General features: G+C 72.7%; 17 protein-coding genes and 1 pseudogene. 10 read left to right on the top strand and 8 right to left on the bottom strand.

What is annotated here, in order from left to right; all coding sequences use genetic code 11:
- Window positions 1-92: 92 nt before the first annotated feature.
- On the bottom strand, window positions 93-425 hold the full coding sequence (locus tag KILIM_RS15350) for a 2TM domain-containing protein (RefSeq protein WP_006593636.1): 333 nt from the start codon (window positions 423-425) through the stop codon (window positions 93-95).
- Between the two features lie 85 nt (window positions 426-510).
- Between KILIM_RS15350 and KILIM_RS22540 the strand changes: the two genes are divergently transcribed.
- Window positions 511-1,758 (top strand): DUF4097 family beta strand repeat-containing protein, encoded by a 1,248-nt coding sequence (locus KILIM_RS22540; protein ID WP_006593635.1) that lies wholly within the window; start codon window positions 511-513, stop codon window positions 1,756-1,758.
- Window positions 1,758-3,455, top strand: a complete 1,698-nt coding sequence (locus tag KILIM_RS24670) for a PadR family transcriptional regulator (protein ID WP_006593634.1) — start codon at window positions 1,758-1,760, stop codon at window positions 3,453-3,455. Before KILIM_RS22540 ends, KILIM_RS24670 begins: the two co-directional genes overlap by 1 nt.
- A gap of 71 nt (window positions 3,456-3,526) precedes the next feature.
- Here KILIM_RS24670 and KILIM_RS15335 read toward each other — a convergent pair whose 3' ends face one another.
- Window positions 3,527-4,495 carry a zinc-binding dehydrogenase gene (locus tag KILIM_RS15335; RefSeq protein WP_006593633.1) on the bottom strand — a complete coding sequence of 323 codons (969 nt, stop codon included), beginning with the start codon at window positions 4,493-4,495 and terminating at the stop codon, window positions 3,527-3,529.
- Between the two features lie 495 nt (window positions 4,496-4,990).
- Between KILIM_RS15335 and KILIM_RS15330 the strand changes: the two genes are divergently transcribed.
- Complete coding sequence (locus KILIM_RS15330) at window positions 4,991-7,057, top strand: nucleoside-diphosphate sugar epimerase/dehydratase (protein WP_255247676.1); 2,067 nt, start codon at window positions 4,991-4,993, stop codon at window positions 7,055-7,057.
- Here the strand turns inward: KILIM_RS15330 and KILIM_RS15325 are convergent.
- Together KILIM_RS15325 and KILIM_RS15320 are read right to left on the bottom strand one after the other, a co-directional pair.
- The gene (locus tag KILIM_RS15325; RefSeq protein ID WP_255247675.1) at window positions 6,982-7,707 is read right to left on the bottom strand and encodes a sugar transferase; all 726 of its coding nucleotides are present in this window, start codon (window positions 7,705-7,707) and stop codon (window positions 6,982-6,984) included. The genes KILIM_RS15330 and KILIM_RS15325 overlap by 76 nt on opposite strands.
- Window positions 7,697-8,944 carry a DegT/DnrJ/EryC1/StrS family aminotransferase gene (locus tag KILIM_RS15320; RefSeq protein ID WP_255247674.1) on the bottom strand — a complete coding sequence of 416 codons (1,248 nt, stop codon included), beginning with the start codon at window positions 8,942-8,944 and terminating at the stop codon, window positions 7,697-7,699. Before KILIM_RS15320 ends, KILIM_RS15325 begins: the two co-directional genes overlap by 11 nt.
- Before the next feature lie 67 nt (window positions 8,945-9,011).
- On the opposite strand from KILIM_RS15320, the gene KILIM_RS15315 reads away from it, so the two are divergent.
- The 7 genes and pseudogenes from KILIM_RS15315 to KILIM_RS15285 all read left to right on the top strand — a co-directional run bounded on the left by KILIM_RS15315 (window position 9,012) and on the right by KILIM_RS15285 (window position 15,808).
- On the top strand, window positions 9,012-10,457 hold the full coding sequence (locus KILIM_RS15315) for a glycosyltransferase family 4 protein (protein ID WP_006593629.1): 1,446 nt from the start codon (window positions 9,012-9,014) through the stop codon (window positions 10,455-10,457).
- Window positions 10,454-11,524: a polysaccharide biosynthesis protein gene (locus KILIM_RS15310; RefSeq protein WP_006593628.1), complete on the top strand. Its 1,071-nt coding sequence runs from the start codon at window positions 10,454-10,456 to the stop codon at window positions 11,522-11,524. The genes KILIM_RS15315 and KILIM_RS15310 overlap by 4 nt, the downstream gene beginning before the upstream one ends.
- Window positions 11,521-12,822 carry a polysaccharide biosynthesis C-terminal domain-containing protein gene (locus KILIM_RS15305; protein WP_157551749.1) on the top strand — a complete coding sequence of 434 codons (1,302 nt, stop codon included), beginning with the start codon at window positions 11,521-11,523 and terminating at the stop codon, window positions 12,820-12,822. Before KILIM_RS15310 ends, KILIM_RS15305 begins: the two co-directional genes overlap by 4 nt.
- Window positions 12,819-13,451: a GNAT family N-acetyltransferase gene (locus tag KILIM_RS15300; protein ID WP_006593626.1), complete on the top strand. Its 633-nt coding sequence runs from the start codon at window positions 12,819-12,821 to the stop codon at window positions 13,449-13,451. The genes KILIM_RS15305 and KILIM_RS15300 overlap by 4 nt, the downstream gene beginning before the upstream one ends.
- Window positions 13,448-14,620, top strand: coding sequence for a non-hydrolyzing UDP-N-acetylglucosamine 2-epimerase (wecB, locus tag KILIM_RS15295; protein ID WP_006593625.1), 1,173 nt, complete (start codon window positions 13,448-13,450; stop codon window positions 14,618-14,620). The genes KILIM_RS15300 and wecB overlap by 4 nt, the downstream gene beginning before the upstream one ends.
- A pseudogene (locus tag KILIM_RS25480) lies at window positions 14,572-15,444 on the top strand (glycosyltransferase); the annotation flags it as partial. The gene wecB and the pseudogene KILIM_RS25480, both read left to right, overlap by 49 nt.
- Window positions 15,445-15,484: 40 nt before the next feature.
- On the top strand, window positions 15,485-15,808 hold the full coding sequence (locus KILIM_RS15285) for a glycosyltransferase (RefSeq protein WP_006593624.1): 324 nt from the start codon (window positions 15,485-15,487) through the stop codon (window positions 15,806-15,808).
- A 161-nt stretch (window positions 15,809-15,969) separates the two neighbouring features.
- Here KILIM_RS15285 and KILIM_RS15280 read toward each other — a convergent pair whose 3' ends face one another.
- From KILIM_RS15280 to KILIM_RS22530, 4 genes are all read right to left on the bottom strand, one after another.
- The gene (locus KILIM_RS15280; RefSeq protein WP_006593623.1) at window positions 15,970-17,427 is read right to left on the bottom strand and encodes a lipopolysaccharide biosynthesis protein; all 1,458 of its coding nucleotides are present in this window, start codon (window positions 17,425-17,427) and stop codon (window positions 15,970-15,972) included.
- Entirely contained in the window at window positions 17,424-17,738 is a 315-nt protein-coding gene (locus tag KILIM_RS25085) for a glycosyltransferase (protein WP_006593622.1), read from the bottom strand. Before KILIM_RS25085 ends, KILIM_RS15280 begins: the two co-directional genes overlap by 4 nt.
- Window positions 17,707-18,606 carry a glycosyltransferase gene (locus KILIM_RS25080; protein ID WP_006593621.1) on the bottom strand — a complete coding sequence of 300 codons (900 nt, stop codon included), beginning with the start codon at window positions 18,604-18,606 and terminating at the stop codon, window positions 17,707-17,709. The genes KILIM_RS25085 and KILIM_RS25080 overlap by 32 nt, the downstream gene beginning before the upstream one ends.
- 208 nt (window positions 18,607-18,814) lie before the next feature.
- Complete coding sequence (locus tag KILIM_RS22530; protein WP_006593620.1) at window positions 18,815-20,302, bottom strand: glycosyltransferase; 1,488 nt, start codon at window positions 20,300-20,302, stop codon at window positions 18,815-18,817.
- Window positions 20,303-20,319: the final 17 nt, after the last annotated feature.

Genomic DNA, 20,319 nt, shown 5'->3' with positions numbered 1-20,319 from the left:
CGTCTCTTGGTGGCCGCGGCCGCTCCTGGTGCTACCAGGGGCGGCCGTTGGCGTTGTGCCGGGTGATGGGTCGGGCCGATCCGCGAGGCGGGCTAGTCCTGCGGGCCGTCGGAGAGTCGGCGGCGGCGGATCTTGTCGGCCTCCTGCGCGATCTCCTTCTCGCTGGGCTTGCTGTTCCACGTCAGCGACATGCCGTGCAGAGCCAGCCCCAGGCCCCAGCCCATCATCGGCCAGATCGGCCAGAAGTAGCCCGCCCCGGAAGCGACCCAGACGACGATCAGGAAGATCATGACGGTGGCATAGACGCTGGCGTGCACGACGAACGCGCGACGGGCGGCGATACGACGGATGGCGAGCCGGCGGATCGCCGGGTCGGATTCGAACGGCGGCCGGTACGGCTCGATCGGCGAGTTGTCCCCTGACATGTGGTGCAGGTTACCCGTTGCAGACCTCACCAGACGCGATATATCGTGAACCTTACGAACCGCGATATATCGTGAAAGGGACCTCATGAAGACTTGGCAGTTCGACGGCCCGCAAACTCAGGAGTTCGGCGAGGGCAGGCCGGTGGAGTCCGTCCACGCCGTCCTCGTCTCCGGGCGGCTCGATGTGGTGGCCCACCCGGGCCGCACCGGCGTGCGCGTCGACGTGCACGACGTGCAGGGCCGGCCGCTGACCGTCACCCTCAGCGAAGGGCACCTCAAGCTCGAGCACCACAAGGACTCCGCGGGCGGGCCGCTGCTCGACATGCTCAAGGGCTTCCTGTCCAACAGCCGCAACGCCTCGGTGCGGGCCACCCTGACCGTTCCGGTCGGCGCGCGGGTCACCGTGAACACCGTCGGTGCCGACGTGCTGCTCGGCGGGGTGGACGGCGACGTCGCCGTCAACACCGTCTCCGGGGCCATCAGCTTGTCGCGCCTCGGCGGGCGGGTCGACGTCAAGACCGTCAGCAGCGCCATCGACGCCAGCGGGCTGCGCGGCGAACTGAAAAGCAAGTCCGTTTCCGGGCGGCTGACCGTCGACGCCTCGGCGCTGCGTTCGGCCAAGCTGGGCACGGTCTCGGGCGCAATGCTGCTCGACCTCGTCGGCAGCTCCGGGCTGGTCACGGCCACCGGGGTGTCCGGCGACCTGACCGTGCGCATCCCTCGTGACGCCGGTTACGACGTGACGGCCGGATCGCAGTCCGGGCACGTCGTCGTCGACGGTCAAACCCTGTCCGGAGGGTCGGGCAGCGACAAGGGCGGGCATCGCTCCGAGGGCGACCGGGCGTTCGCGATGAAGCTGCGGACCGTCTCCGGCAATGTCGTCGTGCTGCGCGACGGCGACGGCGGCGCGCCGTCGGCCTCGCCCTTCGCTGCCGCGGGGTACGACGACAGCGTGCAGGACGTGCTGCCGCCCCGAGCCGGGGGGTTGTGGGACGAGCCGGTGGGCTCTGCCGGGTCGAGCGGCGGTTCTTCGACGGGTTCGTCGGCTCACGGCAAGTCGTCTTCCGGTGGCGGGGCGACCTCTGGTGGCGGGGCGACCGGAGGGGTATGGGTCGGTGAGGCGACCGGCAGCCCGACCGCGCCCGCTGACGCTGCCGTGCCCGCTGCTCCTGCCGTGCCCGCTGACGCGGCCGAGCCGGCGGACGGTGCTGTGCAGGCCGACGGCACGGTCCAGGCTGCGCCCGCCGGCGCATCCGGTGAAGGCGCTGGCGCCGCGGAGGGCGCCGGCTCGGGTGGCACTTCCGGACCCCGCACCGACGGAGGGCAGCGCTGATGGGCCCGGTGTTCGGGCACGGGCAACTGCGGCTCTACCTGCTGGCGGCGCTGGAGTCGGGGCCGCGCAGCGGCTACGACGTGATTCGCGGTCTGGAGGAGCGCTTCGCGGGCCTGTACACCCCCAGCGCCGGCACCGTCTATCCGCGGCTGGCCAAGCTGGAGGAGGAGGGCCTGGTGACCCGGACCGACGAGGGGCGCCGCTCGATCTACTCGCTGACCGACGCGGGCCGCGCCGAGCTCGACGGTCGCCGCGACGAACTCGTCGAGCTGGAGGCCAGCTTGGATGAGTCCGCGCACCGGCTCGCCGACCAGATGCGCGAGCGGGTCCGCACCGGCACCGCCGACGTGCGCGCCCGCCTGGAAGAGGCCGCTCGGGCCGCGCGGGCCCGGGCCAACGACACGGACGACTACGAGGATCGCACCGGTGAGCATTCCGGGGCACCGACCGGTGAGCGGCAGACCTCGGGCTCCAGAGAGGGCTGGGGTTTCGGCAGCGGGTCGAGCTGGGCACCGGGTGGCATGCCCGCCTGGGAGGAGTTGCTCGGTGGCCTGTCGCAAGCCGCCAGCCAGTTCGGCGGCTCCGGCTGGGGGTCGTCCTCGGGCCAGCGGCCCTGGGGCCCGGGCGCTCCAGGCCGGGACACCTCGAGCCGAGACAACTCGGGCCGAGACAACTCGGGCCGGGGCGCCGGTTTTGGTCGTGCCGACCGGGATTCGGCCGAACCGGGCGAGGCTCCTGCGGCGGGTGCGGCCGAAGGTGGCGCGGCCGGTGCGGCCGAAGGTGGCGCGGCCGGTGCGACTGGCGGCTCCGCCGGCGCGGGTCGCTGGGCGAGCGAAGACTCCGCCGCGGGCGCTGGTGGCCCCGCGGGTGACGCCCGCGGCAGGGGCGCCGAAGCGGGCGACTCCTGGGGGCGCTCCGGCTCCCCGTGGCACGGCCAGGGCGGCCGCGGTTGGCCGTCCGGTAGTGGCTCGGGTCCGTTCGTGCCGCCGGGCTTCGGCACCGGCTTCCCGTTTCACGGGCAGGCACCCGACTGGCTGACCATCGCCCGCTGGCTGCGGGAGCTGGGCATCAGCCCGCCCACCGGGATGCGCCCGCACGATCGCACGTTCGACGACCTGACCCAGCGCGCACGCAACCGCGACCGCAGCCGGGGCTGGGATCGCGACGGAAAGCAGGATCGGGACCGAGACCGCGACCAAAACCGGGATCGGGACCGGGATCGACCGCACGGGCGCCCGGGCGGTTCCACCGACGCCTCCCAGACGTGGGCCCAAGCCACCGACCGCGCCGAGCCTTCGGGTGGCCCCGACACCACCGCCTCCGGCACACAGCCGCAGGCCACCGGCGACACCGGGCCGCGCAACACGGGAACGGGCTGGCCCCAGGCCGGGCAGCCGACCGGCCGGACCGCCACCGGTCCCGGCGCACCGGCGGGCGGCGGCCACGACCGCGCGGCTGAAGGCGGCCACGACCTCCAGGCGCACTGGCACGTCGACGAGGTGCGTGCGCCCGACGAACCAACGACGCCCACCACCGGACCTCACTCGAACGACCACCGCTCCGGCGGCTCAAGCTGGGAAGACCTCCTCGGCGGCGCGATGCCGGACGCGGACCAGCTCCGCGAGATCCGCGACATCGTCCGTGACGCGGCCGAGCGCATCGAAGAGGTCCTGACCCGCCAACGCCGCCAAAGCTGACCCGCCCTGCGCCCACCCACCTGCCGAACGTCGTCCTTTCGGCAGGTGGGCGGGCCAGGCGGGAGTGGCGGTCAGGCGGTGAGAGCGACCTTGCCGAAGTTCTCGCCGGACTCCAGGCGCTCGAAGGCGCTGCGGGCGTCGGCCAGAGGGTAGGTGGAGTCGATGACCGGCTCGATGCCTGCGGTCTGCATGAGCTTGGCCAGGCGCAGCAGCTCCGTGCGGTTGCCCATCGTGGAGCCGATGACCCGCAGCTGGCGGAAGAAGATCTTCGTCAGCTCGGCCTTGGTGGGGGCGTCACCGCTCGTGGCACCGGCGATCACGATGGCGCCGCCGGGGCGCAGCACGTTGACCGAGTGTGACCAGGTCGCGGCGCCGACCGTCTCGATGACCGCGTCGACCTTCTCCGGCAGGCGCTCGCCGGAAGGGAAGGCCGCTTCGGCGCCGAGCTCGACGGCGCGCTCCATTTTGGCCTCGTCCCGACCGGTGACCCACACCCGCAACCCCGCCGCGGCACCGAGCTGGATGCAGGCCGTCGCGACGCCGCCCCCGGCGCCCTGCACAAGCACGAGCCCGCCGGGGGTGACGCCGGAGTTCGTGAACAACATGCGGTACGCGGTCAGCCACGCGGTGGGCAGGCTGGCGGCGGTCTCCCACGACATGCCCTCGGGCTTGGGCACCAGGTTGGCGGCGGGCACGGTGAACCGCTCGCTGAACGTGCCCTGGTGCACCTCGGAGAGCAGGCTGCGCTTGGGGTCGAGGGTCTCGTCGCCGCTCCACCCCGGGGAGGGGATGACCGAGTGGGCGATGACCTCCTGGCCGTCCGGGCCGATGCCAGCCGCGTCGCAACCCAGAATCATCGGCAGGCGACTCTCGGGGAGACCGACGCCCTGCAGCGACCACAGGTCGTGGTGGTTCAGTGTCGCGGCCTTGAGCTCGACCTCGACCCAGCCCTGCTGCGGCTCGGGATCGGGACGCTCACCGACGACGAGACCGGACAGCGGGTCGGTGCGGGAGATGGACTGCGCGTAGACGGCCAACATGGTCCCGAGATTAGTGCCGCCCCCGGCTCTCCGCAGCCGACCCCCGCAGCCCAGCGCCCCGAGCACCCCCTGGCGCCGCTGCCATCCGGCCGAGGCCCGGCCAAAACCCGCCGAGGCGACCCCGTGACGGCTCGCACCGAAAGATAGTGTTCGCTTTTGCTCACCAGACCGTGCAAAAGCGAACACTATCTTTTGCCGATGCCGACGGCCGCGAGGGCACCTGCCCGTCCGCCAGCTGCCGTGCGGCGCACCGACGCCGCTCCCGAGCACCACGACACAGGCGTCTGCGGCACCCCAGTTCGCGTCCATCGTGATGCGTCTCACCGCGAATCAGGCTGGGGCAAAGGGCAAGCCGGGGACGGTACGCTTGGGCAAGGCGCGAATCCGGGGGGAAACAGTGATTCGCCGCCCGGCGTGAGCCCAATCACCGCTCCTGCGGTGCTCGTGGCTTCTTCGTCGTGTTGTCGTCAATTGGGGCAGACCGGAAAGGTTGTCGTGCGCTCGTCGCTGCCGCCATCGGGTGACTCCACCGCCGCTGACTCCCCCGTGCCCACCCACGGCACCGAACGCGGGGCGGGCGGGCACCGAAGCGGTTGGCCGCTGCGCTGGACGCGCCGCACCTGGCCACTCGTAGACGCGGCGATCTGGGTGCTGGCGGTCTATGGCGCGGTGTGGCTGCGGTACGACTTCCGGGTCGACCTGCTGTTGACGACCGGGACGGCCGTGTGCGCGGCATTGGCCGCCACACTGCAGGTGCTCGCCGGCTCGTTCGTCGGCCCCTACGGCGTGCGACACCGGCGCGGCTCCCTGGAGGAGATCGCCGATCTGGCCCGCACGGTCCTGCTCGTCGCACTGCCATTCCTGCTGTTCACGCTGCTGATCTACCCTCCGCCGGTCCCCCGCTCGACGGCCGTGACAAGCGGCGCGCTGGCCCTGCTGGCGATGCTCGCGGCCCGATTCGTCGTGCGCGCCCGGGACGCCCGGGCGGCCCGCAACCGGGTCGCCGACCGCCGCGCGCTGGTCTTCGGTGCCGGCAACGCCGGCACGCGGCTGGTGCGCGGGTTGCTCGCCGAGGACGACTGCGCGGTGCAGCCGGTGGGGCTGCTTGACGACGACCCGACGAAGTCGCGGCTGCGGATCGAGGGCGTGCGGGTGCTCGGCGCCCGCGCAGATCTGGCCGAGCTCGCCCGGGAGCACACCGTCGACCTGCTGGTCCTGGCGGCCCCCACGGCCGAGGCGGGTGTGCTGCGCGAACTCTCCGAGGCCGCCGCCGACGCGGGTCTGGAGGTCAAGGTGCTGCCGAGCATGAACGACCTCGTCGGTGCCCCCACGGCCGGCGACCTGCGCGACCTTGACCTCACCGACATCCTGGGCCGCACCCCCGTGCATCTGGACACGGCGCTGGTCGCCGACCACCTCGCCGGCAAGCGTGTGCTGGTCACCGGCGCGGGCGGCTCGATCGGCTCGGAACTGTGCCGCCAGATCTCCCGGTTCACTCCCTCCCGGCTGTTTCTGCTGGACCGCGACGAGTCCGGCCTGCAGGCCACCCAGATGTCGCTGACCGGGCACGGGCTGCTCGACAGCGACGACATCGTGCTGGCGGACATCCGCGACGAGGTCCGCATCGAGGCCGTCATGGCCGCAACCCGACCCGACGTCGTCTTCCACGCCGCGGCCCTGAAACACCTGCCGCTGCTGGAGTCGCACCCCGGTGAGGCGTGGGCGACGAACGTGCTGGGCACCGCCACCGTGCTGCGCGCCGCGGCCGCCGCCGGCGTCGGCACGTTCGTCAACATCTCCACCGACAAGGCCGCCGATCCCACCTCCGTGCTGGGCATGAGCAAACGGCTCGGCGAGCAACTCACCGCGCACTACGCGACGACGCAGATCGGCCGGTATGTCAGCGTCCGATTCGGCAACGTGCTCGGCTCCCGCGGCTCGGTGCTGCACGCGTTCACCGCGCAGATCGAGCGGGGCGGCCCGGTCACCGTCACCCACCCCGAGGTGCAGCGCTACTTCATGCTCATTCCCGAGGCGTGCCAGCTGGTGTTGCAGGCGTCCGCGATCGGCGCGGACGGTGAGGTCATGGTGCTGGAGATGGGTGAGCAGGTGCGCATCGCCGAGGTCGCCCGCACGCTCATCCGGCTCTCGGGACGCGCCGACATCGACATCATCTACACGGGGCTGCGTCCCGGCGAGAAGCTCGCGGAGGAGTTGTTCGGCGCCGATGAGGGGCGCCGCGGCACCGCCCACCCGCTCATCGACTGCGTCAGCGTGCCGCCGATCGCGCCGCAGACCTTGACCCGCGACATGATCGACGACCGGATGCGAGTGCTGGCCCGGTTGCGCGGCCTCGTCTCGCGGGCGGTGGCCACCGACCCGGTGCTCGGCCCCAACGCCATCGGGGTGGTCGGCGGCCAGCCGCCCGACGCCGACGGCACACAGGGCGCAACGGACTCGGACGCCCCGGACACCCTCGAGTCGGCTCAGCGGGAGAACACGGCCCGCGCGGTGCGAGCCAAGACGAGCAGGTCGGCGCGCCAGGACAATCCGCGCACGTAGTCGGCGTAGAGGGCGGTCTTGCGCGGCAGCAGGTGCCGCACGTAGTAGGCCTGCGGATCGGGCACCGCGGCCAACTCCCGCCCCTCGTGGCGGAAGGCGATGCTCGCCGGGTCGGTGATGCCGGGGCGCACCGCGAGGATCAGCGGCCGCAGCCGCGGATCCCAGGCCCGCACGTAGCGCGGCACCTCCGGGCGTGGCCCGACGAGGCTCATGTCACCGCGCAGCACGTTGACCAGCTGCGGGAGTTCGTCGAGTTTCGTGGCCCGCAGCACTGCGCCGACGCGGGTGATGCGTGGGTCGGCGCCGCCCGTGACGGCCCCGGCGCGGCCGGCATCGCTGACCGTCATCGTGCGGAACTTCAGGATGGTGAACGGTCGCCCGAAGCGCCCGACCCGGGTCTGGGCGAAGATGACCGGTCCCGCTGAGTCGAGTCGCACCGCCGCGGCGATGCCCACCTGCGCGGGAGCGCTGAGCACCAGTCCGACGCCAGCGACGAGGACGTCGAAGGCCCGCTTGCCGCGCAACTCGCGCGGGCGTGGGTCGCGTTGCAGCGCCGCCACATCCGGCAGGTCCCGCAGGTCGGCATCATCGATCAGCGCGGCGGCGCGGTTGCAGGCGTCGTGGTTGAAGGCGTCGCGGTCAGCTGCCACCCAGGGCCTCCCGCACGACGTGCACCACCCGCTCGACCTGGTCGGGGGTCATCGCCGAGAAGATCGGCAGGCTCACCGCGCGGCGGTAGGCGTCGTCGGCGACCGGGAAGGCGGCCCCCGGTGGCACGAAGTTCGCCTGCCAATAGGGCTGCCGGTGCAACGGGATGAAGTGCAGGCTCGTGCCGACGCGGGCGCTCGTCAGGGCGCGGACGAAGGCGTCGCGGTCCAGGGGCGCGGCGTCGGTGAGCCGCACCACGTACAGGTGCCAGGCGTGCTCGCCGTCGGGCTCGCCCGAACGGCCGGGGTCACCCGCGGGCAACCGCAGCGGGAGGTCGGCGAACGCCTCGTGGTAGCGCGCGGCGATGCGGGCCCGCGCCTGCCGCATCGCGACGGCCCGCCGCAACTGCACCCGGCCCATCGCCGCGGCGGGGTCGGTGAGGTTGTACTTGAATCCGGGCGCGACCACCTCGTAGAACCACGACGGAGCGTCGACGGGTGCCTCGAGCGCGGAGGCGGAGTAGCGGCCGAAGATGTCGCGGCTGATGCCGTGCAGGCGCATGGTCCGCGCGCGGGCGGCCACCTGCGCCGACGGGGTGACGAGCATCCCACCCTCGCCCGTCGTCATCGTCTTGGTGGCATAGAAGCTGAAGACGACGGCGTCGCTGGAGCCCACGCCGACCGGCACCCCGGACGAGCGCACCGGGAAAGCGTGGGCGGCGTCCTCGATGACCGTCAGGTCGTGTTCGGCGGCCAGGGCCGCCAGTCCGGCCCGGTCGACGGGCAGCCCGGCGAAGTGCACCGGGATGACGGCGGCCGTGCGGCAGGTGATCGCGGCCCGCGCCGCCGCCAGATCCAGGTTCAGGGTGTGCGGGTCGACGTCGACGAAGACCGGCTCGGCGCCGACGTAGCGCACGACCTCCGCGGTGGCCGTGAACGTCCAGGTCGGCACGATCACCTCGTCGCCCGGGCCGATGCCCAGCGCCTCGACGGCCAGGTGCAGGCCCGCCGTCGCCGAGTTGAGGGCTACCGCGTGCAGTTCGCCCGCCTTCGGTTGCCGTCCGGCCTCGTCGGCGGCGGTGCCACTGCCGGTGCACGACGCGAAGTCGCTCCGCAACGCGGCGGCGAACTCGCTCTCGAAGGCGGCGGCGTTGGGCCCGGTCGTCAACCACCCCGAGCGCAGGGTCTCGGTGACGGCCTCGATCTCCTCCTCGCCGATATCCGGGGGGGCGAAAGGCACGGCGTCACAGGCGAGTTCGGGCACATCGGTACGATAGAACGAGCAACCGAGCAACGAGGAGAGGCGCGTGCGACTGGGTCTCTTGACGCAGTGGTTCGATCCCGAACCGGGACCGGCGGCCCTCCCCGGGGTGCTGGCCCGCGGCCTGGAGCGGCGGGGCCACGACGTGCGGGTCCTCACGGGATTTCCCAACTATCCGACGGGGCGGCTCGCCCCGGGTTACCGCGTGCGTCCCCGCACCCAGGAGACCCTGGATCGGTTGCACGTCACCCGAGTGGCGCTGTACCCCAGTCACGACGACTCGACGGCAAGGCGGATGCTCAACTACGGCTCGTTCGGGCTGACCGCGGCGGTGTTGGGCGGCCCGGCGCTGGCCGGCTTGGATGCCCTGTGGGTCAACTACTCCCCCATCACTGTCGCCCCCGCGATGTGGCGCGCCCGGTACCTGCACGGGGTTCCGCTCGTCGCGCACATCGGCGACCTGTGGCCCGACACGCTGTGGGCCGGGGGTTTCGCGCCCGATCAGCGGCTCGCGGGGCGCCGTCCCCGCGCGACCGGAACCGGTGCGGCCAGTGAGTCGACGCCCGGCGCGCTGGGGCGGGCGGCAGGCAGCGCGACGCGCGCGGCGTTGAATGCCTGGTGCGGCGCCATGTACGACTCGGCGCAGGTCGTCTCCTACATCTCCCCCGGGGTGCACGAGGTGCTGCGCGAGCGCGGCGTCGACGCAGCGAAGCTGGAGTACGCCCCGATGTGGGCGGACGAGGCGACGTTCGCGCCGGCCGATGCGGCGACTGCAGCGGCGGGGCTGGCCTGGCGGCGGGGCCTGGGCATCGATGACGACGACGTGCTGGTGCTCTATGCCGGCGCCTTGGGACACGCCCAGGGTCTGCACACGCTCGTCCGCGCGGCGCAGCAGGCGGCGCAGGTCGCCCCGGCCGGCGGACCGGCGCGGCTGGCGGCGGGCCGTTCGGCGCAGGCACCCCACGGATCCCACGGATCCTCAGCAACGACGTCCGGGCGGCTGCGGGTGGTCATCGCGGGCTCTGGCGTCGCGGAGGCGGAGTTGGCGCAGTTGGCGTCGGCGCAGCCAGGACCGGCGGAGCAGCGAACGGTGCGGCTCGTGGGGCGGGTCGACCAGGCGCAGATGCCGCAACTCATGGCCGCGGCCGACGCCTGCTACATCGGGCTGGCCGCCGACCCGCTCTCGCGGATCACGATGCCGAGCAAGACGCAGGCGACGATGGCGGCGGGTCGCCCGATCGTCGTGGCCGCCGACGGCGACGTCGCCCAGGTGGTCACGCAGGCCGGCGCGGGCTGGGCCACGGGCTCGGCGGACGTCCCCGGCCTGACGAGAATCCTGTTGCGGCTGTGCGAGAGTGGCGCAGACCAGCGAGAAGCTCGCGGTCGCGCTGGGCGCGTCTACTACGAGCGGATGTTCAGTGTCGACCGGGCGCTCGACCGGGTCGAGCGCCATCTGCAGCAGGCCGCCAGCGCCGGAAGGGAACAGCCGTGAGCGACTCCATCCTCGCGCCGACTCCAAGCGCGGTGGCCGACGACCGCTGCCTTGCCGAGCGAACGGTAGCGATCACCGGCGGCACGGGATCGTTCGGTTCGACGATGGCCGCGCACCTGCTGCGCCGCGGGGTGGGCGCGGTGCATGTGCTCTCGCGCGATGAGGCCAAGCAGCACGACATGCGGGTGGCCTTCGCGGACGAGCGCCTGCGGTTCTTCCTCGGTGACGTGCGTGACCGGGAGTCGGTGGCCGCGGCCTTCGTCGGCGCCGACCACGTCTTTCACGCGGCCGCGCTCAAGCAGGTGCCCAGCTGCGAGTTCTTCCCGCTGCAGGCGGTGCAGACCAACGTGCTCGGCAGCCACAACGTCATCGAGGCGGCCCACGCCGCGGGGGTGGCTTCGGTGGTGTGCCTGTCCACCGACAAGGCCGTGCACCCGATCAACGCGATGGGCCAGAGCAAGGCGCTCATGGAGAAGACCGCGCAGGCCTTCGCCCGTCAGCATCCCGGCTCCGCCACGGTCGTGTCGATCACCCGCTACGGCAACGTCATGTACTCGCGCGGCTCGGTCATCCCACTGTTCGTGCGGCAGATCGCCGAGGGCGTGCCGATGACGCTCACCGATCCGGCGATGACCCGCTTCCTCATGTCCCTGGGCGAGTCCGTCGACCTCGTCGAGCACGCCTTCGAGCGCGCGGTGCCCGGTGACCTGTTCGTGCGCAAGGCGCCGGCGTGCACGATGCAGACCCTTGCGCAGTCGGTGGCGGCGCTGCTCGGCGTCCCCGACCACCCCATCCAGGTCATCGGCACCCGCCACGGGGAGAAGCAGCACGAGACCCTGCTCTCGCGCGAGGAGATGACCTCGGCCCTGGACGAGGGCGACTACTACCGGGTGCCGGTCGACGCGCGCAGCATGGAGTACTCCCTGTACTTCGAGGAGGGCGACCAGGGGGCGGTGCGGCGCACGGACTACACGAGCGAGAACACCGTGCGCATGGATGTCGAGCAGACCGTGGAGCTGCTGCGCACGCTGCCGGAGTTCGCGCACCTGAACGGCGCCGCGCGATGACCGCAGACCCCTTGACCGCACACTCTTCTGTGTTGAAGGCCGTCGCACCGGAGGTCGAGGCGCCGGCCGGGCGGGTCGTCGTCACCGGGGCGGCGGGCTTTCTCGGCTGGCACACGCGGGCCCGGCTGGCGACGCTCGGAGTGTTCGAGGGCGCCGGGCTCACCTCGCTGGGTCGGGCGCAGTGGGAGCCGGAGTCGCTGGCCGAGGCGGTGCGCGGCCTGGGCCCCGACGATCTCGTCGTGCAGCTCGCCGGGATCAACCGCGGCGCCGACGACAACTTGGCGGCCGGCAATGTCGGCCTGGCGCGCGACCTCATCGACGCCCTGGAAGCCGCTCGCGCGAACCCCACAGTGATCTTTGCGGGCAGCAACTACGCCGATGACGATCACCCGGGTCGGGACACCCCGTACGGCCGGGGTAAGCGCGCGGCGGGCGAGGCGCTGCGGGACTGGGGCGCGCGGGCGTCGGCCCCGGTCGTGGAATTCCGCTTTCCCGGGTTGTTCGGCGAGCACGGTCGCCCCGACTACAACTCGTTCGTCGCGACGTTCGCCCACCGCATCGCCAACGGAGCCCAGCCCGAGGTCGTCGGCGACCGCGAACTGCCGCTGATCCACGTGCAGGATGCCGTGGCGCTCCTGCTCGGCGCGGCGCACGCCGCCCGCGTCGGCGAGGCGCCCGGGCAGCGGGTGGTGCACCCGCTGGGGCGCCCCGTGCTCATCTCCGCGATGGCGCAGCGGCTGCGCGAGCTGCACGCGACGTACGCCCCGGCCGGCGACATCCCGGCGTTGCGCGACACGTTCGACGTGCGGCTGTTCAACACGTTGCGGGCCGCGATGTGGCCCAGCGCCTATCCCTTCCGCCCCACCGCGCACCGCGACGAGCGGGGAGCACTGGTAGAGACCGTTCGGGTGCATCCCGCCGGCAGCGGCGGCCAGGCCTTCGTCTCCACGACCCGGCCAGGGTTCACCCGCGGCAACCACGTGCACCTGGCCAAGATCGAGCGCTTTCAGGTCATCAGCGGCAGCGGGGTGATCCGGCTGCGGCGGCTGCTCGAGGGGCCGGTGCTGGAGTTCGCGGTCGACGGCGAGCACCCGGCGGTCATCGACATGCCGACGCTGTGGACGCACTCCATCGAGAACACCGGCGACACCCCGCTGGTCACCGCGTTCTGGGCCAACGAGCTGCTCGACCCGCAGCACCCGGACACCTACCCGATGGCGGTCCTCGACGGTCCCGACCGACCCGCCTCCACCACCCCCGTCACCACGGCCACCACGGCCACAGGGCGCCCGCGATGACCGAGCCGGTCGAGCTCACGCAGCTGCGCGAAGAGGATGTCGCGGCGCTGGCCGCCATCCATCGGCGCGCGTTCTCCGGGTTCTTCCTCGCCGAACTGGGCGAGGGTTTCCTGCGGGAGTTCTACCGGGGCTTCCTGCACGACGACACGGCGATCGCGGTGGTGGCCCGCACCGCCGACGGCCCGATCGGGGCGGCCGTGGGAACGGTGGCCCCGCAGTCGTTCTACTCGCGGCTGCTCAAGCGCCGCTGGCACGGCTTCGCCCGCGCGGCCACCGGCACCGCGTTGCGGCACCCCCGTACGATCCCGCGGCTCGCGCGGGCGGTCTTGTATCGCGGCGATGCACCAGAGGGGCTGCCCGACGCGGCGCTCTTCGCCTCCATGTGCGTCGACACCAGCCACGCCGGCGGAGGCGTCGGTGCCCAGCTGTCTCAGGCCTGGTCGGCCCGGGCCCGCGCCCTGGGCGCACACCGCGCGTACCTGACGACCGACGCGGACGACAACGACGCCGTCAACCGGCATCATCAACGGCACGGCTGGATCATCGAATCGTCGTACACGACCCCGGAGGGACGACGGATGCACCGTTACGTCAAGACACTGCACGACGACCAAGGCGGCTCGCGATGACGACGGTCATGACGATCGTGGGCACCCGCCCGGAGGTCATTCGGCTCTCGCGGGTCATGGCGCGCCTCGATGCGACCGTCAACCACGTGCTCGTGCACACGGGGCAGAACTACGACTACGAGCTCAACGAGATCTTCTTCGAGGAGCTCGGCATCCGCCGCCCCGACCACTTCTTGCAGGTCGACACGTCGAGCTTGGGACGGGTGCTCGGCGAGACGCTCATCCGCTCCGAGGAGATCCTGCGTCAGGTGCGCCCCGACGCGGTGCTCGTGCTCGGCGACACGAACAGTTGCATCGCGGCACTCATGGCCAAGCGCATGCGGATTCCCGTGTACCACATGGAGGCCGGCAACCGCTGCTTCGACGAGAACGTGCCCGAAGAGACCAACCGGCGGATGGTTGATCACGTCGCCGACTTCAATCTCGTCTACACCGAGCACGCCCGGCGCAATCTGCTGGCCGAGGGCCTGGCGCCGCGGCGCATCCTGCTCACCGGGTCGCCGATGAAGGAGGTGCTCGATCACCATGCGGAGGCGTTCGAAGCGAGCAGCGCGACCAGCGACCTCGGGCTGAGCCCGCAGGGCTTCTTGCTGGTCAGCGCCCACCGGGAAGAGAACGTCGACGATCCGCGGCGGCTGGGGGCGTTGCTGGACTGTCTGGTGGCCGCCCGCGACGCCTTCGAGGTGCCGGTGCTCGTCTCGACGCACCCGCGCACCCGAAAACGACTCGATGTGCTCGCCAGCCGGCCCGACCAGCCGGAGCGCGACCTGCACGGGGTGACCTTCCACCCGCCGTTGGGGTTCATCGACTACGTGCGGCTGCAACAGGACGCCTTGTGCGTGCTCTCGGATTCGGGCACGATCAGCGAGGAGTCCGCGCTGCTGCGCTTTCCCGCCGTCACGCTGCGGGACGCCATCGAGCGGCCCGAGGCGCTGGACACCGGTGCGATCGTCATGACCGGCCTGGACCCCGAGAACGTCGTGGAGGCGATCCGCGACGCGGTGCGGTCCGTCGGCCCGGACGGACGCACCGACGTGGTGCTGCCGGCCGACTACGCGATCGGCAACTGCTCGCAGCGGGCGGTGCGCTTCATCCTCTCGACGCACCGTCGGCACGAGGCATGGTCGGGCCTGCGGGCACCGGACCGCCCGGGTGGTCGAAGCGGGTGAGCCGGCGGCTGCGCGTGCTGGTGCTCACCCCGTTCTACCTGCCCGGGTTCGCCGGTGGCGGTCCGATCCGGACGCTGGCGGCGATGGTCGCGGCGCACCATGACCGGCACGACTTCGCGGTGCTGACCAGCGCCTACGACTGGGGTGCTAGCGAGCCGCTACCGGTGCCCATCGACCGGTGGACACCTGTCGGCGGCGCCCAAGTGCGCTACCTGCCGCGCCGCGCCACGCTGATCTCCGCCCTGGCGGTGGTGCGACTCGTGCGCCGCGCGCGGCCGGACGTCATCTACCTCAACGGCCTGTTTCCGCCGGTGTGGACGTTGGCGCCCGCGGTGGCGGCTCGTCTCGGCTGGCTGGGGCGGGCACGACTGGTGCTGGCTCCCCGCGGCGAGCTGGGCGCGGGAGCGCTGGCCCTCAAAGCCGGTAAGAAGGGTGCGTTGCTGCGCCTGGCTCGGCGGGTCGGGCTGTTCCGCGGGGTCGCCTGGCACGCCTCGACGCCGCTCGAGGCCGCCGAGGTCACCGCGGTCTTTCCCGGCGCCCGAGTGCTGGTGCGCGAGAACGAGACCCAGTTGCCGCCGCGCGCTCAGCCGCCTGCGCTGGAGACAGACGAGGGTCTGGAGGTCGCCTCGGAGGCGGGGCCGGCGCCGCTGCGGCTCCTGTTCGTCAGTCGCCTCAACGAGAAGAAGGGGCTGCACCTGCTGCTGGAGGCCCTGAGGTTGGTGCCTGAGTCCGTGCGGCTCGACATCGCCGGCGGCGGAGATCCCGCGTACGAGCGTCGCTGTCGCGAGTTGGCGGCCGGACTGCCGCCGCGACACCGGGTGCGCTGGCTGGGGAGCGTGCCCCCGCAGGAGTTGTCCCGCGTGTATGCCACAAGCGAGGCACTGGCCCCTACCGACCGCGCACGAGAACTTCGGTCACGTGGTGCCCGAGGCGTTGGCCCGCGCGTGCCCTGTGCTGTTGCCGGACACCACGCCGTGGACCCCGGTCCTGGCCGACGGCGGCGGTTGGGTCGTGCCGTCCCGCGAGCCTGGGGACTGGGCAACCGCCATCAGCGAGATCGCCCGGGCGGACGGCTCGCAGCGGCTGCGGGCCCGCCGCCGGGCCGCGCAGGCTTACGACCGCTGGGCCGCGGTCCGCCCCACCGCCAGCGTCTTCGACCTGCTGGAGGAGGCTCCGACCCCGCGCTGAGCCGCTGCACACTTTGTTGTTGTGGTGAACAAATGACATGCCCCCGCAACTCGATTTTCGGACACGCCCCTGACCTGCACGAACCTGAATCCGCCTGCTCGCCCAGCAGGGGGCATGTACTTAGTTCGCCACAACGACAAAACCCGCGCGTCGGAGTCGACCTAGCCGCGGGAGCCCGCGCGGAGCCGGTGCGCGACCAGACGCACGTCGTGGCGGCGCAGCACCGCCCAGGCCAGGGTGAACAGCGCGCAGGCGCCGAGGCGCAGCGCGAGCGGCGCAGGCGCGAGCAGCACGACGAGGGCGACCGCGACGGCCGTTCCCAACGCGGCGGCCAGCGCCAGGGCGGTCCACCGAATCCGCCACACCCACCAGGCCCGCCCGATCGCATAGCACCCGATGAGGCCCGCGCCGGCCGCGTAACCCGTGGCCACGGCCACGATGCCGCCCGCCGCGCCGGACCCGACCCAGACGAGCCCGGCGAGCACGAGTCCGGCCAGACTGGCCACCGCCATCTCCACGATGCCGCGGCTGTCGCGGCTGGTCAGCGCGTTGACGCAGGGCACGGCGAGCATCGCGAAGAGGATCGCCGCCAACAGGATGGGCAGCACCTGCGCGGAGTCGTCGAAGCCGGGGCCGTAGGCAAGGGCGACGATCTCGGGGGCCACGACCGCGGCGAGGGTCAGCACGGGCACGATCGTCAGCAGGAGCCCCCGCACGCCGACGTCGAGCTGGCGACGCACGGCCTGGGTATCGCCGCGCCCGACGGCCAGGGACATCGTCGGGTACAGCACGAGGCTCAACGCTCCCGAGATGAGGGTCAGCGGCATCGCGAGGTTGACGGCGGCGGCGTAATGGCCGACGGCCACCGCGCCGAGGCGGTCGGCGACGAGCACCGACAACTGCACCAATCCGGCGCTGGCCAGGGTGCCCAGCGAGCCGAAGAAAACGAAGGAGTCGAGTTCGCGCCGCAGCGCACGGTCCGCCCGGCGCCTCGGCGACCAGGGCCAACAGGCGACCGACAGGGCGACATAGGCCAGCGCGGGCGGCAGCAGCAGCGCCGGGCCGCGCACCCCGGCCTCCAGGACCACGACGAGGGCGAGCAGCCCGAGCAGGCTGAAGGCCACGTCCAGGACGACGACCCTAGCGATGGCACCGGAGCCGTAGTGCACGCCGCGGGTGAACTGCTGCCCGGCAACGCCCCAGAGGAACACCGCGACGCACGCGGCCCCGAACGGGTCGAGGCCACGGGCCAGGGAGATCGGCACGCTGGCCAGGGCGAGCAGCGCGGCGGCCAAGAGCAGGCGCCGGCGCAGGTGGTCGGCCACGGCAAGCAACGCCGCCCTGTCCTGCGCGCCTCGGCTGCGGGCCAGGAACCGGGAGGCCGCCTGCCCGCAGGTCGTGGGCCACAGGAGGATGAGGAACTGGGCGGTGGCCATGCCGGCGGCCACGACACCGAGGTCGGCGGCGCCGGCGAGGCGCCCGACGGCCACGGTGATGCCGAGGCGGATGAGGCCCTGGGCGACGAGCCCGAGCAGGCTCGTCAGGCCGCGCGTCACGAGCCGGCCCTCCGGTGGGGTGGCATCCAGGCGAAGTGGTCGCAGCAGATCGCCGACGTTCACGAATCGGCCTGCCCGGCGGGCCCACGCAGCGCGGCGCGCACGACAGCGAGTTCGGCGTCGACGACCTCGTCCCACGAGCGGGCGACCGGCGCAGCCCCCACCCCGGCGCCGACCGCCCGCAGAGTGAGCGACGCGAAGCTCTCGACATAGTCGGGGCCCTCCGGCACCAAGCGACCCGGGTCACCGACAGCCTCGGGCAGTCCGCCGACGGCCGACGCGACCACGGGAGTGCCGCAGGACAGCGCTTCGGTGGCGACGCAGCCCCAGCCTTCCTCGCGGCTAGGCACCAGCAGCACGTCGGCGGCGCGCATGTGTCGGGCCACCTCCGACGACGTCGAGGTGGGCTCCAGGGGCGCGGCGGCGCACGGCCGCGAGGATCGCCGGTAGCCGGTCCGCGCCCTTGACCGGCAGCAGATTGCCCACGAACAGCAGGCGCGGCGCGGCGGCGTCGGCGCGCCACGGGTCGCCGCCCGGTCCGGCTCCGGGCTCGACCGACGCGGGCGAGACCGACGCGGGGCCGAAGAGTGCGGTATCGACGCCGTTGGGCACCACATGGGTGTCCCGCTCCGGGAGTCCGAGTTGCACGGCCCGGTCGCGCAATGCCGCGCTGACGTAGATCGTGGCGGCCGCGTCCTCCAAGGTCGCGCGAGCGGATCGCGGGGCGCGGGCACTGACCTGGGTGACATCACTGCCATGCAACCCCACGACGAAGGGCGCCCCGGCCTGCTCGGCGATCCGGCGCGCGATCTCTCCGGCGGGCAGCGTGTACATGCCGTGGGCGAGCACGGCGTCGGGCCGCCACTCCCCCAGGGACTGCCGCACGGCGCGGGTCGCCCGCCGGACGGCGCTGCGCGGGCGACGTCCGAGCCGGCCGGCGGTGACGTCGGCCAGGGACCACTCGACGGGTGCCGCGCGCAGCAGCCTTCCGGCTGCCGGAGCTAGCGCCAAGGCGTCGGCGCTGGTCAGCCCACGGGCGCGGCGAGCCAGAGCTGCGGGCCGCGAATAGGTCGGCACGAGCGCGATCGCGACGACCTCGACATCGTCGCGGCGATCCAGCGCCGCCAGCCGGTTCGTCAGATAGGCCGCAGCGGAGGGGGCGGCAGCCGTTGGGTAGCTGTTGGCGAGCACGAGCAGACGCAGGACGCGCCGTCCCTCGCCGACCGATCGTGCCGCCACCACCCGTTCAGCGTATGGGTGCCGTTGGCCGCGAACGGATTCGGCCCGCCGACCGAGCCAGTGATCTAGCCCCCTGGCAGCGAGCTTCACCCGGCTTCGCGGTCGCAGCCCACTGTCGCAGTGGGGACCACAACAGTCGCAACAGAGCGCAAAAGGTCGGGGGACGTCGGGGCAACAGTGGCGGCGCAGCGAACCGCATCCCGTCGCACGCTCATGCACCTGACGAGCTCGCCCCTGACGCGTTGGTCGGCGCGGGCGGAACATCGACGACGGGCTCGGGAACGGGCTCGGCCGGAAGCTGGGGCAAGACGCTACGGAGGACGGCCAGTTCGGCGTCGACGACTTGATCCCAGGTCCAGGGGGTTGGGGCGTGGCCGACGCCGGTGCCGGCGCAGCGGACGACGCGGTTGGCGAAGTCCTTGATATAGCCCGGGCCTTCGCGCACCAGGCGACCGGGATCACCGACGGCCTCGAGCAAACCGCCGACCGCACTGGCGACGACCGGGGTGCCGCACGCCAGCGCCTCGGTGGCGACCCGCCCCCAGCCTTCGGTGCGGCTCGGCACCAGCACCACATCCGCCGCGCGCATCTGATCCGCGACCTGCGCGGGAGGCAGAGTGCCGTGAAAGGTGACCGCGTCACCCAGGAGCAGATCGAGCGAGGGCCGCAGCGGGCCGTCGCCGACGACGTGCAGCCGCGTCCCCGGCACCCGCCGACGCACGGCCTCCACGATGCCGGGCAGCCGATCGGCGCCCTGCACCTGCACCAGGTTGCCCACATAGAGCAGCCGCAACGGCCGGGGCTCGACGGACTCGGGCGCAACGGAGGGGGGCTCGCCGGATGGGGACGCGACGGGCAGTGGCTCTACGGGCGGGGTCTCGACGGGCGGGGTCTCGACGGGCGGGGTCTCGACGGACGGGGTCTCGACGGACGGGGACGCGGCCGGCGGGGGCTCGACGGGCTGGGGCTCGACGGGCGGGGGCTCGCCGGAGTCCGCCTCGACTGACCCGGCGTCCGGCGCGGGCGGGGCGAAGATGGCGGGGTCGATGCCGTTGGGGATGACATGGCTGCGCCCGAACGGCGCGCCCAGGGAGCGGGCGGCGGCGCGCAGGGCGACGGAGACGTAGATCGTGGCGCCGGCTTCGTCGAGGGTCTCGCGCGCCGCGTACGGGTCGCCGGACATGACCCGGGTGACGTCGCTGCCGTGCATCGCCACGACGAGCGGCACCCCCAGGTAGCCCGCGACCCGGCGGCCGACCTCCCCCGCGGGCAGCGTGTACATGCCGTGCGCGAACACGACATCCGGGCGCCACGGGTGCACCGAGCGGAGCAGGAGGCCCACCTCGTGCGTCGCCCGCAGCAGGGCCTGGGTGGGCCGGCGACCCCGGCGACCGGCGATGATGTCGCTCAGGCCCCACTCGCACTCCACCTGGTGCAGCATCGATTTCGCGTCCGCCGACACCGTCAGGGCGCGCGCCCCGGGCTTACGCAGGGTGCGTCGGACGGCGGTGGCGCTCATCGAGTACCGGGGCACCAACGCGCCGGCAACCACCTCCACGTCGTCGCGGCGGTCGAGGGCGTCGAGCCGGTGCGAGAGGTAGGCGGCGGCCGACGGTGCTGTGGCCGTGGGATAGCTGTTGGCGAGCAGCAAGACGCGCAACGGCCGCTGCCCGCCGTCACTGTCTGCCTCCGCACCCACTCCTCCAGGGTATGGGC

The organism is Kineosphaera limosa NBRC 100340, from assembly GCF_000298215.1.
Taxonomy (GTDB): Bacteria; Actinomycetota; Actinomycetes; order Actinomycetales; family Dermatophilaceae; genus Kineosphaera; species Kineosphaera limosa.
Note: the sequence above shows the minus strand (reverse complement) of the source record. Positions and strands in the feature narration are given on the sequence as shown.